Annotated in this window: 19 protein-coding genes; 4 read left to right on the top strand and 15 right to left on the bottom strand. The window is 69.0% G+C overall.

Annotated features, from left to right (window positions below; genetic code table 11):
- Nucleotides 1-75: 75 nt before the first annotated feature.
- From PFX98_RS01080 to PFX98_RS01045, 8 genes are all read right to left on the bottom strand, one after another.
- Nucleotides 76-474, bottom strand: a complete 399-nt coding sequence (locus tag PFX98_RS01080; protein ID WP_285233320.1) for a DUF2946 domain-containing protein — start codon at nucleotides 472-474, stop codon at nucleotides 76-78.
- A 12-nt stretch (nucleotides 475-486) separates the two neighbouring features.
- Complete coding sequence (locus tag PFX98_RS01075; protein WP_285233319.1) at nucleotides 487-936, bottom strand: copper chaperone PCu(A)C; 450 nt, start codon at nucleotides 934-936, stop codon at nucleotides 487-489.
- Between the two features lie 96 nt (nucleotides 937-1,032).
- A complete protein-coding gene (locus tag PFX98_RS01070; RefSeq protein WP_285233318.1) occupies nucleotides 1,033-1,443 on the bottom strand; it encodes a DUF2946 domain-containing protein in 411 nt (136 codons plus the stop codon).
- Nucleotides 1,444-1,523: 80 nt separating this feature from the next.
- Nucleotides 1,524-2,366: a substrate-binding periplasmic protein gene (locus PFX98_RS01065; protein ID WP_285233317.1), complete on the bottom strand. Its 843-nt coding sequence runs from the start codon at nucleotides 2,364-2,366 to the stop codon at nucleotides 1,524-1,526.
- A gap of 56 nt (nucleotides 2,367-2,422) precedes the next feature.
- A complete protein-coding gene (locus tag PFX98_RS01060; protein WP_285233316.1) occupies nucleotides 2,423-3,655 on the bottom strand; it encodes a M20 family metallopeptidase in 1,233 nt (410 codons plus the stop codon).
- Nucleotides 3,652-5,427 carry a 2-oxo-4-hydroxy-4-carboxy-5-ureidoimidazoline decarboxylase gene (gene uraD / locus PFX98_RS01055; RefSeq protein ID WP_285233315.1) on the bottom strand — a complete coding sequence of 592 codons (1,776 nt, stop codon included), beginning with the start codon at nucleotides 5,425-5,427 and terminating at the stop codon, nucleotides 3,652-3,654. The genes PFX98_RS01060 and uraD overlap by 4 nt, the downstream gene beginning before the upstream one ends.
- Nucleotides 5,418-6,365: an allantoinase PuuE gene (gene puuE, locus PFX98_RS01050; protein WP_285233314.1), complete on the bottom strand. Its 948-nt coding sequence runs from the start codon at nucleotides 6,363-6,365 to the stop codon at nucleotides 5,418-5,420. The genes uraD and puuE overlap by 10 nt, the downstream gene beginning before the upstream one ends.
- Nucleotides 6,362-7,042, bottom strand: a complete 681-nt coding sequence (locus PFX98_RS01045; protein ID WP_285233313.1) for a GntR family transcriptional regulator — start codon at nucleotides 7,040-7,042, stop codon at nucleotides 6,362-6,364. Before PFX98_RS01045 ends, puuE begins: the two co-directional genes overlap by 4 nt.
- A 50-nt stretch (nucleotides 7,043-7,092) precedes the next feature.
- On the opposite strand from PFX98_RS01045, the gene uraH reads away from it, so the two are divergent.
- Nucleotides 7,093-7,449, top strand: coding sequence for a hydroxyisourate hydrolase (gene uraH / locus PFX98_RS01040; protein WP_285233312.1), 357 nt, complete (start codon nucleotides 7,093-7,095; stop codon nucleotides 7,447-7,449).
- Nucleotides 7,450-7,452: 3 nt separating this feature from the next.
- The gene (gene xdhC, locus PFX98_RS01035) at nucleotides 7,453-8,280 is read left to right on the top strand and encodes a xanthine dehydrogenase accessory protein XdhC (protein ID WP_285233311.1); all 828 of its coding nucleotides are present in this window, start codon (nucleotides 7,453-7,455) and stop codon (nucleotides 8,278-8,280) included.
- A gap of 8 nt (nucleotides 8,281-8,288) precedes the next feature.
- On the opposite strand, the gene PFX98_RS01030 is transcribed toward xdhC, so the two are convergent.
- The 6 genes from PFX98_RS01030 to PFX98_RS01005 all read right to left on the bottom strand — a co-directional run bounded on the left by PFX98_RS01030 (nucleotide 8,289) and on the right by PFX98_RS01005 (nucleotide 13,582).
- A complete protein-coding gene (locus tag PFX98_RS01030) occupies nucleotides 8,289-9,275 on the bottom strand; it encodes an NADPH:quinone reductase (protein ID WP_285233310.1) in 987 nt (328 codons plus the stop codon).
- Between the two features lie 172 nt (nucleotides 9,276-9,447).
- The gene (locus PFX98_RS01025) at nucleotides 9,448-11,553 is read right to left on the bottom strand and encodes a copper-transporting P-type ATPase (RefSeq protein ID WP_342399168.1); all 2,106 of its coding nucleotides are present in this window, start codon (nucleotides 11,551-11,553) and stop codon (nucleotides 9,448-9,450) included.
- Nucleotides 11,550-12,215, bottom strand: coding sequence for a methyltransferase family protein (locus PFX98_RS01020; protein ID WP_285233309.1), 666 nt, complete (start codon nucleotides 12,213-12,215; stop codon nucleotides 11,550-11,552). The genes PFX98_RS01025 and PFX98_RS01020 overlap by 4 nt, the downstream gene beginning before the upstream one ends.
- The gene (locus PFX98_RS01015) at nucleotides 12,212-12,457 is read right to left on the bottom strand and encodes a DUF2933 domain-containing protein (protein ID WP_285233308.1); all 246 of its coding nucleotides are present in this window, start codon (nucleotides 12,455-12,457) and stop codon (nucleotides 12,212-12,214) included. The genes PFX98_RS01020 and PFX98_RS01015 overlap by 4 nt, the downstream gene beginning before the upstream one ends.
- Nucleotides 12,458-12,484: 27 nt before the next feature.
- On the bottom strand, nucleotides 12,485-12,976 hold the full coding sequence (locus PFX98_RS01010; RefSeq protein WP_285233307.1) for a hypothetical protein: 492 nt from the start codon (nucleotides 12,974-12,976) through the stop codon (nucleotides 12,485-12,487).
- Between the two features lie 153 nt (nucleotides 12,977-13,129).
- Complete coding sequence (locus tag PFX98_RS01005) at nucleotides 13,130-13,582, bottom strand: hypothetical protein (RefSeq protein ID WP_285233306.1); 453 nt, start codon at nucleotides 13,580-13,582, stop codon at nucleotides 13,130-13,132.
- A 258-nt stretch (nucleotides 13,583-13,840) separates the two neighbouring features.
- Between PFX98_RS01005 and PFX98_RS01000 the strand changes: the two genes are divergently transcribed.
- Both PFX98_RS01000 and PFX98_RS00995 read left to right on the top strand, forming a co-directional pair.
- Entirely contained in the window at nucleotides 13,841-14,113 is a 273-nt protein-coding gene (locus tag PFX98_RS01000; RefSeq protein ID WP_285233305.1) for a YkgJ family cysteine cluster protein, read from the top strand.
- A gap of 54 nt (nucleotides 14,114-14,167) precedes the next feature.
- A complete protein-coding gene (locus tag PFX98_RS00995; RefSeq protein WP_285233304.1) occupies nucleotides 14,168-14,608 on the top strand; it encodes a DUF2703 domain-containing protein in 441 nt (146 codons plus the stop codon).
- Nucleotides 14,609-14,785: 177 nt separating this feature from the next.
- On the opposite strand, the gene PFX98_RS00990 is transcribed toward PFX98_RS00995, so the two are convergent.
- Nucleotides 14,786-15,523 (bottom strand): hypothetical protein, encoded by a 738-nt coding sequence (locus PFX98_RS00990; RefSeq protein WP_285233303.1) that lies wholly within the window; start codon nucleotides 15,521-15,523, stop codon nucleotides 14,786-14,788.
- Nucleotides 15,524-15,578: the final 55 nt, after the last annotated feature.

Here is a 15,578-nt window from a genome sequence, read left to right as displayed (position 1 = left end):
GGCGATTCGAATGTGCGTCGACCTATCGGCCGAGCGGATGTGGGCCCTGGCAACTTGCCAGGGATTGCTGGTGAATCAGGCCAGCAGGGACGGAGGTGCGCGCGATTGCGCCGGGCGCCAGGTGAAGGGTGTTCTTGGCGCGCTGTAGAAGCGCGCGGGCATCTCGAAGTGCAGCGGCAGCAGTTGCAGCGCCGGCAGCGCGGCCGCGGGTGGCGGTGCCAGGTCTTGCGCCTGCAGGCCGCAGAACGGGCAATGCGCCAGCAGCCCATGGGTGGGGTCCTGCTCGCGCGCGCCGGCAGGGTCGCGCTTCTCGGCGCGCGGCGCCACCACGCTGCTGCGGCAGACCTGGCTCCAGGCCAGCGCATCGCCGCGCGCCCAGGCCAGCGCCTGCGAGGCGGCCGGGGCCAGCATCGCGAACAGCAGGCACAGATTGACCAGCCAGCGGCTCGTCAACCCGGGGCGGCGCAGCAGCATGGGCTTACTTTTTCAGTGCGCGGGCATGCCCAGCTGGCGCGCCTCGGCCTGCACCTCGACGCTCTCGCGCTGCTTGCTGGCCTTATCCTCGAACACCAGGGTCAGCACCAGCTTGTCGCCGGCCTTGATGGGCTGCTTCAGGTCCATCAGCATGACGTGCAGGCCGCCCGGCTTGAGCTCCACCAGCTGGCCGGCCGGCAGCTCCAGCGCCGGCACGGCGCGCATCTTCATGGTGCTGCCGTCCATCACCATCTCGTGCACCTCGACCACGCCGGCGGCCTTGCTGTGCGCCTCGACCAGGCGGCTGTCGCGCTTGGCCTTGAGCTGGAGAAAGGCGCCGGTGGCCTTTTGCTGGGCCACGGTGGCGCGCACCCAGGCCTGGCTGACGTCAACCTGGGCGAGCGCCTGGCCGGCGAGAGCCAGGCTGGCGATGGCGAGCGAAATTTTGAAGATGGATTTCATGAGCGGTGGCTCCTGGCAAGCGAGAGGGGACTGAGCACTCGGAGGCGGGCGCGCCCGAGCGGAGCTTGCGGGCAAGGGCGCCCGCGCGAACGGATCTCAGACGCCTTGCGGTGGCGCGCGCGCCGGCGCGCTGGGCCAGGGGGCCGGCCGCATGGCCGTGCCCAGGCCCAAGGCGGGCAGGGCCTCGCGCAGATCCTGGCGCAGGGTCAGGGCCGGCGCGGCCGGCGGCGGCAGGCTCAGGTCCTGCACCTGCAGGCCGCACCAGGCGCAGCCGGCGAACAGGCCATGGGTGCCGGTCTGCGCATCCGGCTGGATGGCGGCCGCCGCGGGCTGGGCGCGCGGGCCCACCAGGCTGGCGCGGCACAGCTGCGTCCAGGGCGGCAGATCGCCGCGCTCGGCCGCCAGCGCCAGCGATACCGCGGGCACGCAGGCCGCCAGCCAGAAGGTCAGGACGACCAGCCAGCGTGACAGCAGCGATGCGGGGCGGTGGGAGCGGCGAGGGGGCACGGCGCGATTCTAGCGAGGCCCCGGCGCGCGGCCGCTTGACCAAGGTCATAGACGATGGGGGCCGCGCGGCGGCTTCGGCTTCAATGCGTTGGCGCCGTCATCACGACCGGCTTGCTGCGCCAGGCCTCGAGGTTGCTGCTCAGGATGCGCTCGGCGGCGCCGGTGCGCAGCAGCAGGCGCAGCTCGCGGTCGAAATCGAGCAGATGCACTGCGCAGGGGCTGGCCTTCACAAAGGGGGTGTAGTTGAAGGACTCCTGCAGATAGGGGCGCAGCGCCATGAAATCGGCGCCGTCGGGGCGGGTCGACAGCGTCGCCAGGCCGGTGTAGAGCCCGGTGATGAAGTAGTCGATGCGGCCCAGCTGCAGCTTGCGGAAATTGGCGGAGGCGTCCAGCGCCTGCTCGATCTTGAGTTCGTCCATCAGGCGCTGGCCCTCCGCGCCGGCCATGCGGTTGCCCGCCGCCATGCCGCCGGCCCGGCCGCGCAGGTCCTCGGGCCCGTGGTAGCTGAAGCTGCGCGCCCGGTGCACGAACACCGCAATCGGATTCACGAACGCGGGCGTGGCCGGATAGCTGAGGAACTCGCGCCGCTCGGGGGTGTCCTTGAGCGTCACCACCATGTCGACCTCGCCGGCCTGGGCGGCGCGCATGACGCGGTTCAGCGGGCCCAGATAGCGCACTTCATAGGGCAGCTTGAGGCGCTGCAGCACCTCCACGGTGAGGTCGATGCTGGCGCCGCGCAGGGTCTGGCCGTCGTACCAATGCAGGGGCGGATAGGCCGGATCGGCCGTGATCAGCACGCGCTCGCATTCGCGCGCCGCCGCCGGCAGGCTCGCGCCGAGGCAGGCCAGGAGGCATGCCAGCAGATAGGCGGCCGCGCGCAGGGCATGCGCCAGCGCTGACAGCGGAGCCGGATGGATGGACATGGCTGGCTCAGCTTAGCGCCTTGCGGCGCGCTTGCGCGGCCGCGCCTTGCCTTTGCTCAAGCGTGCAACAAATCCAGCAGGGTGCGTGCCACCACCTGGGTGGCGCGGCGCAGGTCTTCCAGCACGAGGTGCTCGTCGGCCCGCTTGGCATTGCTTTCCAGCACGGTGCGCGGGCCGGCGCCGTAGATGGCGGCCGGGATGCCCTGCTCGCCATAGAGCCGCACATCGGTGTAGAGCGGCGTGCCCGAACTCGGGATGGGCTCGCCGAACAGCGCCTCGCCATGCTTTTGCAGCGCCGCCACCAGGGCCGCGTTGCCGGGCAGGGGGGTGAGGGCGCGCGCCAGCAGCAGGCGCTTGATCTCGACCGTGATGCCGGGCAGGGCGGCGGCGGCCTGCGCGATCACCTCGCGCAGCGCCGCCTCGACGGCTTCCGGCTGCTCCTCGGGGATCATGCGCCGGTCGAATTTGAAGCTGACCTTGCCGGGCACCACATTGGTATTGGTGCCGCCCTCGATGCGGCCCACGTTCAGATAGGGGTGGGTGATGCCGGCCACCTGGCTGCTCACTTGCCGGTACAGCTGGTTCTGCGCGTACAGCGCATTCAGGATCGCCACCGCGCCCTGCAGCGCGTCCACGCCGGTGTGCGGGATGGCGGCATGGGCCATGCGGCCATGCACCGTGACCTCCATCTGCAGGCAGCCGTTGTGCGCCGTCACCACCTGGTAGCTGAAGCCGGCTGCGAGCAGCAGATCGGGCTTGGTGAGGCCCTGCTGCAGCAGCCAGCCGGGGCCCAGCTCGCCGCCGAATTCCTCGTCGTAGGTGAAGTGCAACTCGACGCCGCCCTTCAGCGGCACGCCCAGCGATTCGAGCGCGCGCAGCGCGAAGGTGTAGGTGGCGAAGTCGCTCTTGCTGACGGCGGCGGCGCGGCCGTAGAGCCGGCCATGGTCCACCTCGCCGCCATAGGGGTCGTGACTCCAGCCCTCGCCGGGCGGCACCACGTCGCCATGGGCGTTGAGCGCGATCACCGGGCCGCCCGCCTGGAACTTTCGGCGCACGATCAGGTTGGTGATCGAGGCCATGCCCTGGGCCCTGACCGCATCGGCGGGCACCACATGCTTCTCGGTGGCCAGGCCCATGGCCTCCAGCAGCTCGGCGGTGCGCTCGGCATGCGGTGCGTTGTTGCCCGGCGGGGTGTCGGTGGGCACCTGCACCAGGGCCTGGAGAAAGCGCGTCTCGGCGTAGAAATGGGCGTCGATCCAGGCATCCAGCGCTGCGTAGGAGGAGTTCATCGGAGTGCTTCCAGAAGGTTCATGAAGGCCCGCACGCACAGCTCGGTGTCGTCGTTGCTGATGGCTTCCAGGGGGTTGTGGCTGATGCCGGCGTTGGCGCCGCGCATGAAGAGCATGGCCTGCGGCACGGCCTCGTGCAGCTTCATCGCGTCGTGGCCGGCGCCCGAGGGCATGCGATGCAGGGGCAGGCCCAGCGCCTGCACGGCGGCCTCCCAGCGCTGCTGCCAGGCCGGGTCGCTGGGCGCGGCATCGGCGGCCAGCGTGGGCGTGACGCTGCACTGCAGGCCGCGGCGCTCGCAGATCTCGTCCAGCCTGGCCAGCACATCGCGGCCCAGCGCATCGCGCGCGGCGTTGGTGGTGGCGCGCAGATCCAGGCTGAACTGGCAGCGCCCCGGCACCACATTGATGGAGCCGCCGGGCACCGTGAGCATGCCCACCGTGCCCACCACATCGGGCGCAGCGGAAGCGGCGCGCTGCTCCACGTAGAGGATCAGCTCGGCCACCGCAGCGGCGGCATCGCGGCGGCTGTCCATCGGCGTGGTGCCGGCATGGCTGGCCATGCCGCTGACCTCGCACAGATAGCGCAGGCTGCCGTTGATGGAGCTGACGATGCCCAGCGGCAGGTCCAGCGCATTCAGCACCGGCCCCTGCTCGATGTGCACCTCCACGAATGCGCGGTAGCGCGCCGGGTCGCGCCTGAGGGCCTGGATCGCGTCGAGGCTGCCGGGCAGGCCGGCGGCCCGCATGGCGTCCTGCATCGTGATGCCCTCGGCATCCTGCTGCGCCAGCCAGGCCGGATCGAAGCGGCCCACCAGCGCGCCCGAGCCCAGGAAGGTGGCGTTGTAGCGCTGGCCTTCCTCCTCGGCAAAGGCCACCAGCTCCAGGCCAAAAGGCAGGCGGCGGCCGGCGCGGTGCAGCTCGCGCACGCAGGCCATCGGCACCAGGATGCCCAGCCGGCCGTCGTACTTGCCGGCATTGCGCACGGTGTCGTAATGGCTGCCGGTGAGCAGGCGCGGCGCGCTCGCGTCACTGCCGTGATAGAGGGCCACCACATTGCCCACCGCGTCGATGTGGACCTCGTCGAAGCCGCAGTCCTGCCGCATCCAGCCCATCAGGCGCTGTGCCACGGTCTGGTGCGCCGGCGTGAGGTAGGTGACGGTGAGCTGGCCCTGCTCCTTGTAGCCGGGGTCGGAATGCACGGCCAGCTGCTCGGCCCAGTCCCACACCAGATTGCCCAGGCTGGGCGCGAGGCCGAACTTGTCGTTGAGCCGGATCTCGGCGATGCGGTGGATGTTGCGCAGGCATTCCGCCAGCTCGAAGTCCGGGTGGCCCTGCAGGCGGCGCGCAAAGGTCTCGATGATCTCGCCGCGCGTGAGACCCAGGCCGCGCGGGCCGCGCACCGCCAGGATGAAGGGCCAGCCGAAGCGCGCGTTGTAGTCGCGGTTGAGCTGCTGCAGGCGCTCGAACTCGGCGGCCGAGCAGTCCGTCAGGCCGGCCTTGCTCTGCTCGTTGCGGGACTCCTTGGTGAGCGTCTTGCTGACCATGGCCTTGCCCGCGAGTTCGGGGTGGGCGCGTATCAGGCCCAGCTGCTCCTCGCGCGTGGCGCTGCGCACCACCGTGGCGAGCGCATGTTTGAGCTGGGCCAGGCTGCTGAAGGGTTGCTGCGCCGCCGCGCGCGCGGCGATCCAGGGCGAGTGCTCGTAGACGCCGTCCAGCAGGGCGACGAAGCCGGCTGGGTCCGCCGCGTTGAGTTGTTCGATGCTCATTCCCATACGAAGGCCTTGCTTGCGTCGAAGGGATGGGTGGCGCGCCAGTGGCGCGCGATGTCCACGCGCCGGCACACCCAGACACGCTCGTGCTTCTCGACATGGTCCAGAAAGCGTTGCAGCGCGCGCATCCGGCCGGGCCGGCCGAGCAGCCGGCAGTGCATGCCTATGCTCATCATCTTGGGGGCCTCGTCACCCTCGGCATAGAGCACATCGAAGCTGTCGCGCAGGTACTCGTAGAACTCGTCGCCATGGCTGAAGCCCTGGGGCAGGGCAAAGCGCATGTCGTTGCAGTCCAGCGTGTAGGGCACCACCAGATGCGGGGCCAGCGCGCCATCGCTCTTGCGCACCTGCAGCCAGAAGGGCAGGTCGTCGCCGTAGTAGTCGCTGTCGTACTCGAAGCCGCCGTAGTCGGCCACCAGGCGGCGCGTGTTGGGGCTGTCGCGGCCGGTGTACCAACCCGAGGGGCGCTCGCCGGTGAGGCGCTGCATGATGTCCATGCCCGTCTCCATATGCTGGCGCTCCTGATCCTCGTGCATGGACTGGTAGTGGATCCAGCGCCAGCCATGGCAGGCGATCTCGTGGTTCAGCTCCACCAGGGCCCGGGTCAGCTCGGGGTGGCGCTGCAGCGCCATCGCCACGCCAAACACCGTGAGCGGCAGGGCGCGTTTCTCGAACTCGCGCAGCAGCCGCCACACGCCCACGCGCGAACCGTACTCATAGATGCTCTCCATGCTCAGGTGCCGCTCGGGGTAGGCCGCCGGGTTGAACAGCTCGGAGAGGAACTGCTCGCTGCCGGCATCGCCATGCAGCACCGAGTTCTCGCCGCCCTCCTCGTAATTCAGCACGAACTGCAGCGCAATGCGCGCCTGGCCGGGCCATTGCGCATGCGGCGGATGTTCGCCGTAGCCGATCAGGTCTCTGGGGTAGCGAGGGGTGTTCATGGCTTGAGTAGCGCTTTCAGGTCGTCCCGCAGGCGCGGCTTGAGCCGCAGATTGGATTCAACATGGCCCAGATGGGCCTGCATCAGCTTGAGCAGGGCGCGCTGATCGCCGGCCTCCAGCGCGTCGACGATGGCCTCGTGCTCGGCCTGCGACTCGGCCGCCGAATGGGCGCTCTGGTACATCAGCGCGATCAGCGAGCAGCGCGAGAGCAGCTCGTTGAGCAGCTGGGCCAGCACCTCGTTGCCCTGCAGGCGCGCCAGCAGCACGTGGAAGTCGGCCAGCAGGCGCGTGCGCCCGCTCACATCGGTGCGCGCCACCGCGGCACGCTCCTGCTTCAGGTGGGCGCGCAGCTGCTTGATCTGCGCCGGCGTGATGCTTTTGCAGAGGCTGGCCAGCATCTGCGTCTCCAGCATCTGGCGCACCTCGAAGACCTGGCGCGCCTCTTCCACGCTGGGTTCGGCCACATAGGCGCCGCGCGCCGGCGTGAGGGTGACGAGGCGGTCGCGGCTGAGCTGGTTGAGCGCCTGGCGCACCAGGGTGCGCGAGACCTGGAAGACATCGGCCAGCTTCTGCTCGGCCAGCTTGGTGCCGGGCATCAGGCGGCGCTCGACGATGGCCTCGGTGATGGAGGCGGCGATGCGGTCCGTGCTGCTGTCTGGCGTGGGGGCGGCGCTCATGATGTGTGCAGAAGTGTATACACTTTGTGCAAACCTGAATGGAATCCACCATGGGCAAACTCACCACCCACGTGCTCGACACCATGCATGGCAGCCCGGCCGCGGGCATGTCGGTCATGCTCTACCGGCTGGAAGCCGGCCAGGCCGGCCGGCTCATCAAGCAGCTCACGCTCAACCACGACGGCCGCGCCGATGCGCCGCTGCTGGAGGGCGAGGCCCTGCAACCCGGCCGCTACCGCCTGGTGTTCGGCGTGGAGGCCTATTTTCGCGGCCGCGGCGTGGCCCTGCCGGAGCCGGCCTTTCTGGGCGAGGTGCCGCTGGACTTCGGCATTGCCGATGCGGCCTCGCATTACCACGTGCCGCTGCTGGCGAGCCCGTGGGCCTACTCGACCTACCGAGGCAGCTGAGCGATGCGCGATTGGCAGCGCCTGGCCGCCACGCTGGCGCGCGAACCCGCCGTGCTGGTCACGGTCGCCCAGGTGCAGGGCAGCGGCCCGCGCGAGGTGGGGGCCTGGATGGCCGTCACCGCGGCGGGCTTCATCGGCACCATCGGTGGCGGGCATCTGGAGTACGAGGGCCTGGCGCAGGCGCGCGCCTTGCTGGTGCGCGGCGCCGTCGGGCCGGCGGAGGAACAGCGCTATGCCCTGGGCCCCAGCCTGGGCCAATGCTGCGGCGGCGTGGTGCGGCTGCGCTACGAATGGCTGGGCCCGTCCGACATCGCGGGCCTGCGCGAGCGCCTGGGCGGCGAGCAGCATTGGATGCCGGTGGCGCTGTTTGGCGGCGGCCATGTCGGGCGAGCGATCGTCGAGGTACTGGCGCGCCTGCCGATGCGGGTTCATTGGGTGGACAGCCGAGGTGATGAGGTCTTTCCGGCCGAGCTGCCCGAGAACTGCCGCGCCGAATACTCCGACCCGGTGCAGGCCGCCGTGCAAGACCTGACCCCCGGTTCGCATGTGCTGATCATGAGCTTCAGCCATGCCGAAGACCTGGACGTGGTGGCGGCCTGCCTCGCGCGCCAGCGCGAGCGCGGCGATCTGCCCTATGTGGGCCTGATCGGCAGCCAGAGCAAGTGGGCCAGCTTCCGCCAGCGCCTGCAGGCGCGCGGCTTCAGCGCGGCCGAGCTGGCGCACATCACCTCGCCGATCGGCGTGCCGGGCATCCCGGGCAAGCAGCCCGAGGTGATTGCGGTGGCGGTGGCGGCGCAGCTGCTGACGCTGATGACGCCAGCGCGGCCGTAACCGCGCTCTCAGCCCAGCGTCACCACGACGTTGCCGATCAGGCGCCCGGCCTCGACGGCCTCATGCGCGGCCGCCATCTCGTCGAGCGCGAAGCGCGCGCCGATCGTGTGCGACAGCCGTCCGGCCGCCAGCAACTCGCTCAAGCCATCGAGCGCCGCGCGCCGGTCCGGTGGCGTCAGCTCGTAGACCAGAAAGAAGCGCAGGCTCAGCGAGTTCCACAACAGCGGGCGAAATGGCACCGCGATGTCGCCATAGGCGTTCGAGCCATAGCAGACCAGCGTTCCGTGCGGCGCCAGCCCGTTGGCAGCAAGCAGTTGAACCGTGGTCGAGAAATCCATGTCAATGATCGCGTCCACGCCGCGGCCGGCCGTCAGCTGCCGCACGCGCTCCGCCACCGATTCCGTCTTGTAATTGATCGTCGTCGCCACGCCCGCAGCGAGCGCATGGCGGGCCTTGGCCTCGGAGCCCACCGTGCCGATCACCTGCGCGCCCCGGAGGGCGGCGAGCTGCGCCGCATAGTGGCCGACGGCGGACGAGGCGCCGATCACCAGCACCGTCCTGCCGCCGATATCGCCCAGCAGGCGAATGGCGTGAAACGCCGTCATCGCCGGAATGCCGAGACAGGCGGCCGCGTCGAAATCGGTCGATGCGGGCAGCCTCACCGCTTGCGCCTGGGGCAGGGCGATGAACTGCGCCGCGGTGCCCATGGGGCGCTGCCACTGGCCGTTCCAGATCCAGACCCGTTCGCCGATGCGCCCGGGCGACACGCCATCGCCCACCGCATCGATTACGCCGGCGCCGTCGCTGTGCGGCACGATGCGTTCGACGCCCTCGCCGAGCGGGCGCGCGCTGCGCGACTTGACGTCGGAGGGATTGACGCCCGAGACCGCGAGCCGGACGCGAACCTCACCCTCGCCGGGCGTCGGCGTGGGCAGTTCGCCGATGACCAGAACATCACGGGCGGCGCCGTTCTTCGCATACCAACTCGCGCGCATCTCGACCTCGCTTTGCCGGCGGGCATGGTGGTGGTGACAAATGAGGCCCCGCCAGGCCCGCGCAGGTTACGCCCGCGCCGCAGCGCGGGCAAGCGCCAAGCCGGCCCGCGCCGTGCGCGCATGACCCTGCCGCCACGCCTCGGCGCGGTAATGATCGCTGTAGCTCATCGCGTCAGCCGCGCCGCAGCCGCAGCGCGTTGCTGATGACGGAAGCGGAACTCAGGCTCATGGCCAGCGCCGCGATCATCGGCGAGAGCAGCCAGCCGGTGAACGGATACAGCAGGCCGGCCGCCACCGGGATGCCCAGCGTGTTGTAGAGGAAGGCGAACATCAGGTTCTGCTTCATATTGCCGACCGTCGCCTCGGACAGCGCGCGCGCCGTCGAGATGCCCCGCAGGTCGCCCTTGACCAGCGTGATCTGGGCGCTGTTCATCGCCACATCGGTGCCCGTGCCCATGGCAATGCCGACGTCGGCCTTGGCCAGCGCCGGTGCGTCGTTGATGCCGTCCCCGGCCATGGCGACGATGCGCCCTTCGGCCTGCAGCCGCGACACCAGGTCCAGCTTGTCCGCCGGCTTGACCTCGCCATGCACCTCGTCCAGTCCCAAGCGGGCGCCGACGGCCTTGGCCGTGGTGAGGCCGTCGCCGGTGGCCATGATGATGCGGATGCCGGCGGCGCGCAGCGAAGCCAGGGCCTCGGGCGTGCTGGCCTTGGCCGGATCGGACACGGCCAGCAACCCGAGCAGCTGGCCATCGGCGGCCAGGTACATCACGCTGGCGCCCTCGGTGCGCAGGGTTTCGGCCTGGGGCAGCAGCGCGTCCACCGCCACATCCAGCTGCCGCATCAGCGCCGTGTTACCCAGTGCAAGCCTGCGCCCGGCCACCACGCCGCGCACGCCGATACCGGTGCTGGACTCGAAGTCTTCGGGCTTGGCGAGCTGCAGGCCGCGCTCGCGTGCTGCCTTGACGATGGCCTCGGCCAGGGGGTGCTCGCTGCCCTGGTCGAGGCTGGCGGCCAGGCGCAGCAGCTCATCCGGCTCGACACCGGGGGCCGGAACCACGCGCTCGAACACGGGCCGCCCTTCGGTCAGGGTGCCGGTCTTGTCGACGATCAGCGCATCCACCTTGCGCAGGTTTTCGATCGCGGCCGCATCGCGGAACAGCACGCCGCTGGTCGCCCCGCGGCCCGTGGCCACCATGATGGACATCGGCGTCGCCAGGCCCAGCGCGCAGGGGCAGGCAATGATGAGCACGGCCACCGCATTCACCAGGCCGTAGACCCAGCTCGGCGCGGGGCCGAACAAGCCCCAGGCGAGCAGCGTCAGCGCGGCAATGGCGACGACGGCGACGACGAAGTAGCCCGCCACCCGATCGGCCATGCGCTGCATCGGCGCGCGGGAGCGCTGGGCCTGCGCGACCATCTGGACGATCTGCGCCAGCATGGTGGCCGAGCCGACGCGCTCGGAGCGCATCACCAGCGCACCATTGGTATTCAGCGTCGCGCCGATCAGCTTGTCGCCGGGGCTCTTGACGACCGGCACCGGCTCGCCGGTCAGCATCGCCTCGTCAACCGCGCTGCGGCCCTCAACGACGACGCCGTCCACCGGCACCTTCTCGCCGGGGCGCACGCGCAGCAGGTCGCCCACATGCACATGAGCCAGCGGCACATCGCTTTCCAGGCCCTGCGCGTCGATGCGTCGCGCCGTCTTGGGCGCCAGGCCCAGCAGCGACTTGATCGCCGCCGAGGTCTGGGAGCGTGCCTTCAGCTCCAGCATCTGGCCGAGCAGGGTCAGCGAGATGATGACGGCCGCGGCCTCGAAATAGACCGCCACGCGGCCCATGGCGCGGAACGAGGCCGGGAAGGCCTGCGGCGCCACCGTGGCGACGGCGCTGTAGACGAAGGCAGCGCCGGTGCCCAGGCCGATCAGCGTCCACATATTCGGGCTGCGGTGCAGCACCGACTGCGCGCCGCGCTGGAAGAACGGCAGGCCGGCCCACAGCACCACGGGCAGGGTCAGGGCCAGTTCGATCCAGCTCTGCGTGCCCATCTCGAACCATTGCAGCCGGTGGCCGGCCATGGCCAGCGCGGTCACGAGCACGGTGAGCGGCAAGGTCCACCAGAAGCGCCGCTGGAAGTCTCGCAACTCGGGGTTCTCATCCGCCTCCAGCTCGGGCAGCAGGGGCTCCAGCGTCATGCCGCATTTGGGGCAATTGCCAGGCAGATCCTGACGGATCTCCGGATGCATCGGGCAGGTGTAGAGCGTCGGCGTGTCCATCATCTGGCCTCCCGATTGGGACGGTCGGCGTTCGCCGACCAGCGCGGCAGGAAGCGCGGCGTGCGCTCGGCGTAACGCCGGTACTCGGCACCGAACTGACTGGCCATCTCGCGCTCCTCGTTGACGGCGAGGCGGCCATACATCAGCAGCAGGACGGGGAACATCAGCAGGGTCAGCAGCGTCGGCCACTGCACGAGGAAGCCCAGCAGGATCAGCACGAAGGCGACGTACTGCGGATGGCGGATGCGCGCATAGGGCCCGGCGGTGGCCAGGCCGCGGCGGCGTTGCGCGTGGTAGAGCACATGCCAGGCGCTCGACAGCAGCCAGAAGCCACCGCCCAGCAGGAGGTAGCTGGCGATGTGCAGGGCACCGAAATGCGGGTCGCCCTGCTCGCCCAGCAGCGTCGACCACAAGTGGCCGGCATTGTGAGTCAGCGGGTCGAGCCCGAGATAGCGCGTCTGCAACCAGCCGGACAGCAGATAGATGGTCAGCGGGAAGCCGTACATCTCGACGAACAGGGCCACGATGAAGGCGGCAAAGGCACCGAAGCTGCGCCAGTCCCGCGCCGTCTGCGGCTTGAAGAAGCTGAACGCGAACATCAGGAACACGGCCGAGTTCAGGATCACCAGGGACCAGAGACCATAGGCCGGGGCGTCGTGTGTCATGGCCGATCTCCTTCGCCGTGCTCATCGCGATGGGACGGGTGGCCGCCGCCATGATGGTGCCCACGATGCATAAACACATGCATCAACGGGCAGGCCAGCAGAAATGCATAGGGCAGGAAGCCCAGCAGATGGGCGCGGTGCTCCTCCCAGAGGAACCAGCCTGCCACGGCTGCCATGACGATCCAGCCGATGCCGAAACGCGAGCGCCAGAAGGGCGGGTGTTGCGGGTCGCGATGATCCATGATGATCTCCCGATGCAGCTGAGCGGCTCACTTGCCGCCCTGGGCAGGCGCGGCCGGCATCCGATCCAGCATCATTTCCATCATCGTCTGCATCATGTCCATGCGCTGCTCCAGCGCCTGCATGCGGGCCTTGGGGTCGGCCGGCATGCCCTTCATGCCGCCAGCGCCGCCCGCGGGCTGTTCGGACATCTGCTTCATCATGCCCATGCCGGCCTGCATGGCCTTCATGTGCTCGCCCATCAGAGCCTGACGCTCCTCGGGCGTCTTCGCGGCCATCATCTTCTGGTGCATGTCCTGCATGGCCTTCATGCTGGCGGCGGAGTCGGCGCTCTTCATGGCCGCGGCCGTGCCGGCCTTGACGGGTGCATTCAGGGGTGCCTTGACGGGCGCCTTGACGATGGCGGCCGAGGCCGCGCCGTCCGGGTGATGGGCCTGGTGATCTTCTTCATCCTTGGACTGGGCGGTGGCGATGCCGGCTGCGATGAGCAGCGCGGAAGCAGTGACGACGAGCTTGTTCATGGTGCGCTCCGATGGGCTGCGGCGAAGAGAAGGAAAGAACCTGCAAATTCCAGGTCGAATGCACGCGCGCTGTTTCGCCATCCAGCACGCGCCTGCACGGGCGTGCGATACCGGCAGCTCCGGGCGCGGCCCGGCGTGCCCGGTGGATGGTTGCTAAATCGTCAGTCTCAGGAAGCGGATCGGGATCGGTGGCCCCGTCCCACGCATCGGCACCGCACGGGCAGGGGCCGCCGGCGCCAGGGCCTGTTCCGACGTCCAGACCAAGGTGGTCGATTCGAACAGCAGCGGGAGCATGCTGGCCGGGCTGCCCAGGTCCTTGGAGAGTGGATTCAGCGTCGACCATTCGTCGTCGCAGAAGCGCTGGCAGGCATCCTCGTGATCGCTTGAGCGCGGGGCGGTGAAACCCGCCGCGCTGTGGTCATCATGCTCATGCACGCCGGCCGCGTCGTTGTGGCGATAGGTCGTCGTGATCGGGCTGCTGTCAAGGGGACTCCTCTTGCCGAGGGCGCAAGCATTGGCCATGCCGCTGACCAGCGCAAACATCCAGACGAACAGCATGGCTGTGGCTAGGCCTTGCCTGGTGGTTCGTCTCAGCATCGTGGTCATGATGGGCTCGCGCTGCCCGGCCCCGGTGGGGCGTGCAAGTCCATCTTGCGACTCGAGGGCAAGGCAAACCTTGATCCCCGTCAAACTGACGATGCGCCGCGACGCTCGTCGGCAGCACGGCCCGCCTGTCGATTTTTCTAGAATCTGCCCGCCAGGTGTGTGGACGCCTGATGAGGCCGGCGTCAAGGGCGCGGCCAACGCTTGCTCATGGCTGATGCGAACGCTTGCCGCCCCCTTGCCGCTGCCGTCAATCCCTGCATGAGTTGCGGCGCCTGCTGCGCCAGCTTCCGTGTCTCGTTCTACTGGGCCGAGGCGTCGGACCTGCCGGATGCGCTCACCGAGCGCGTGAGCCCGCTCTACAGCTGCATGGCGGGCACCCACAGCAAGGCGCCGCGCTGTGCCGCCCTGCAAGGCGAGATCGGCGGCGCGGTGGCCTGCAGCGTCTACGCGCAGCGCCCCTCGCCCTGCCGCGAGGTGGTGGCCGGCGATGCCAAATGCCTGGCGGCGCGCCAGCGCCATGGGCTACCCTAGCGGCGGGGCCTTGCGCTTATGCTGGGGGTCGATCGCACGCAGCGGGAGTCTCAGATGCAGCCATTGCCCATCGTATGGAAGCGCCTCGTCACCGAGGGCGAAACCTGCCCGCGCTGCGGATCCACGCAGCAGAACCTGGCCGCGGCGATGACCAAGCTGCAGGCCGCACTCGGCCCGCTGGGGATCGCGCCGGCGCTTGAAACCCAGACCCTGGACGAGGCGGCGTTCCGCGCCCATCCGGCCGAGTCGAACCGGATCTGGATCGGCGGCAAGCCCATGGAGGAATGGCTGGGTGCCCGCGCCGGCAGCAGCCCCTGCTGCGAGGTCTGCGGCGACCTGCCCTGCCGCACCATGGAGGTCGATGGCGTCAGCTTCGAGGCCATTCCCGAAGCGCTCATCGTCAAGGCAGGCATCATCGCGGCGTCGACGCTGCTGGGGCAGGGCGCAGGCGCCACGGAGTCGGGGTGTTGCGCGGCGGGAGGGCGCTGCTGCTGAGGGGCGCGACTGGACTGCCAGTGTCGAGGGCACGGGGTCGGCCAGGAGCCGACCCTCGGCCCAGTCAGTTGGGTGACTGGCTCCTGAGGCCGGTCCGCACGATCGTGGGACCCATGGTGCTTCGCCTCACTGTAGGAGGGCGGAGCCTCTCCTCTGTGCCGTGCCCTGATATGGGTTTCACGGTCGAACCCATTCGAACGGAACCGCCATGTTGGCCTTCTTAGTCACGAACGTGCCGACGAGCCGCTGTTCATCTTGCGACAGTCGCATCGTCACAGTCCCTACCATGGTTCGCTCTGCGACAACGAAGGTCTTGTTCCCTGGCTGCGTCGGCTCTATGAAATACATGCCTTCGACATTGCCCTCCGCGACAACGGCATCAATGGAGCCGGTCGGCTGACCAAATCGGTTGTACTCGATTGAATGAAAATCTCGGCCGCGAACGACGACATTTATGAAGACCGTATCGTCCGTGCCGTCGCGCCATCGGCCAGCCATCCTGGCTGCGGACGCACTTGGGGCTTGCGCCGGTAGCAGGCGATTCCCTAGCAGTTCCAAAACCGCCATTCGACAACGGTTCGTGTCCTGATACGCGGCGGCAAGGTCCTTTTGCAGGACACCTTCTGTATTTGTGTCGATGTACTTGCCGCCGCCGCCGATTTCGAGGCCCACTATCTTGCTGATTACGGCGTTGAGCTTGACCTTCGCATCACCAGAGAGCTCCACAGAGGTGCTGCGGGAGGTCGAATCGGCGGAGAGGCAAAACTCTCGCGCAAAACCGGAAATTGTCGCAAGCGCCTCATTGGATGTAGCACCGCTATCAGCCTGCGCAACGGCCGCACCCGCTTGGAAAAGCAGCAAACAAAGCAGTGAGAATGAAGTGCGAATGTCGACACGTACCATGTTGACCTCCATTCAGTTGGCAAGTAGGCCAGGTAGGGCATGCTCAGAGGCGGTGAACCACCGAGGT

Origin of the sequence: Paucibacter sediminis (assembly GCF_030254645.1) — a bacterium.
GTDB lineage: Bacteria > Pseudomonadota > Gammaproteobacteria > Burkholderiales > Burkholderiaceae_C > Paucibacter_B > Paucibacter_B sediminis.
The sequence above is the reverse complement of the archived record's forward strand: the minus strand, read 5'-3'. Positions and strand labels throughout refer to the sequence as shown.

What these genes read in the sequence shown, in the direction of transcription:
- PFX98_RS01080 (WP_285233320.1), bottom strand. Translation starts at nt 474, where the DNA reads ATGCTGCTGCGCCGCCCCGGGTTGACGAGCCGCTGGCTGGTCAATCTG.
- PFX98_RS01075 (WP_285233319.1), bottom strand. Translation starts at nt 936, where the DNA reads ATGAAATCCATCTTCAAAATTTCGCTCGCCATCGCCAGCCTGGCTCTC.
- PFX98_RS01065 (WP_285233317.1), bottom strand. Translation starts at nt 2,366, where the DNA reads ATGTCCATCCATCCGGCTCCGCTGTCAGCGCTGGCGCATGCCCTGCGC.
- PFX98_RS01060 (WP_285233316.1), bottom strand. Translation starts at nt 3,655, where the DNA reads ATGAACTCCTCCTACGCAGCGCTGGATGCCTGGATCGACGCCCATTTC.
- uraD (WP_285233315.1), bottom strand. Translation starts at nt 5,427, where the DNA reads ATGGGAATGAGCATCGAACAACTCAACGCGGCGGACCCAGCCGGCTTC.
- puuE (WP_285233314.1), bottom strand. Translation starts at nt 6,365, where the DNA reads ATGAACACCCCTCGCTACCCCAGAGACCTGATCGGCTACGGCGAACAT.
- PFX98_RS01045 (WP_285233313.1), bottom strand. Translation starts at nt 7,042, where the DNA reads ATGAGCGCCGCCCCCACGCCAGACAGCAGCACGGACCGCATCGCCGCC.
- uraH (WP_285233312.1), top strand. Translation starts at nt 7,093, where the DNA reads ATGGGCAAACTCACCACCCACGTGCTCGACACCATGCATGGCAGCCCG.
- xdhC (WP_285233311.1), top strand. Translation starts at nt 7,453, where the DNA reads ATGCGCGATTGGCAGCGCCTGGCCGCCACGCTGGCGCGCGAACCCGCC.
- PFX98_RS01030 (WP_285233310.1), bottom strand. Translation starts at nt 9,275, where the DNA reads ATGCGCGCGAGTTGGTATGCGAAGAACGGCGCCGCCCGTGATGTTCTG.
- PFX98_RS01025 (WP_342399168.1), bottom strand. Translation starts at nt 11,553, where the DNA reads ATGATGGACACGCCGACGCTCTACACCTGCCCGATGCATCCGGAGATC.
- PFX98_RS01020 (WP_285233309.1), bottom strand. Translation starts at nt 12,215, where the DNA reads ATGACACACGACGCCCCGGCCTATGGTCTCTGGTCCCTGGTGATCCTG.
- PFX98_RS01015 (WP_285233308.1), bottom strand. Translation starts at nt 12,457, where the DNA reads ATGGATCATCGCGACCCGCAACACCCGCCCTTCTGGCGCTCGCGTTTC.
- PFX98_RS01010 (WP_285233307.1), bottom strand. Translation starts at nt 12,976, where the DNA reads ATGAACAAGCTCGTCGTCACTGCTTCCGCGCTGCTCATCGCAGCCGGC.
- PFX98_RS01005 (WP_285233306.1), bottom strand. Translation starts at nt 13,582, where the DNA reads ATGACCACGATGCTGAGACGAACCACCAGGCAAGGCCTAGCCACAGCC.
- PFX98_RS01000 (WP_285233305.1), top strand. Translation starts at nt 13,841, where the DNA reads ATGAGTTGCGGCGCCTGCTGCGCCAGCTTCCGTGTCTCGTTCTACTGG.
- PFX98_RS00995 (WP_285233304.1), top strand. Translation starts at nt 14,168, where the DNA reads ATGCAGCCATTGCCCATCGTATGGAAGCGCCTCGTCACCGAGGGCGAA.
- PFX98_RS00990 (WP_285233303.1), bottom strand. Translation starts at nt 15,523, where the DNA reads ATGGAGGTCAACATGGTACGTGTCGACATTCGCACTTCATTCTCACTG.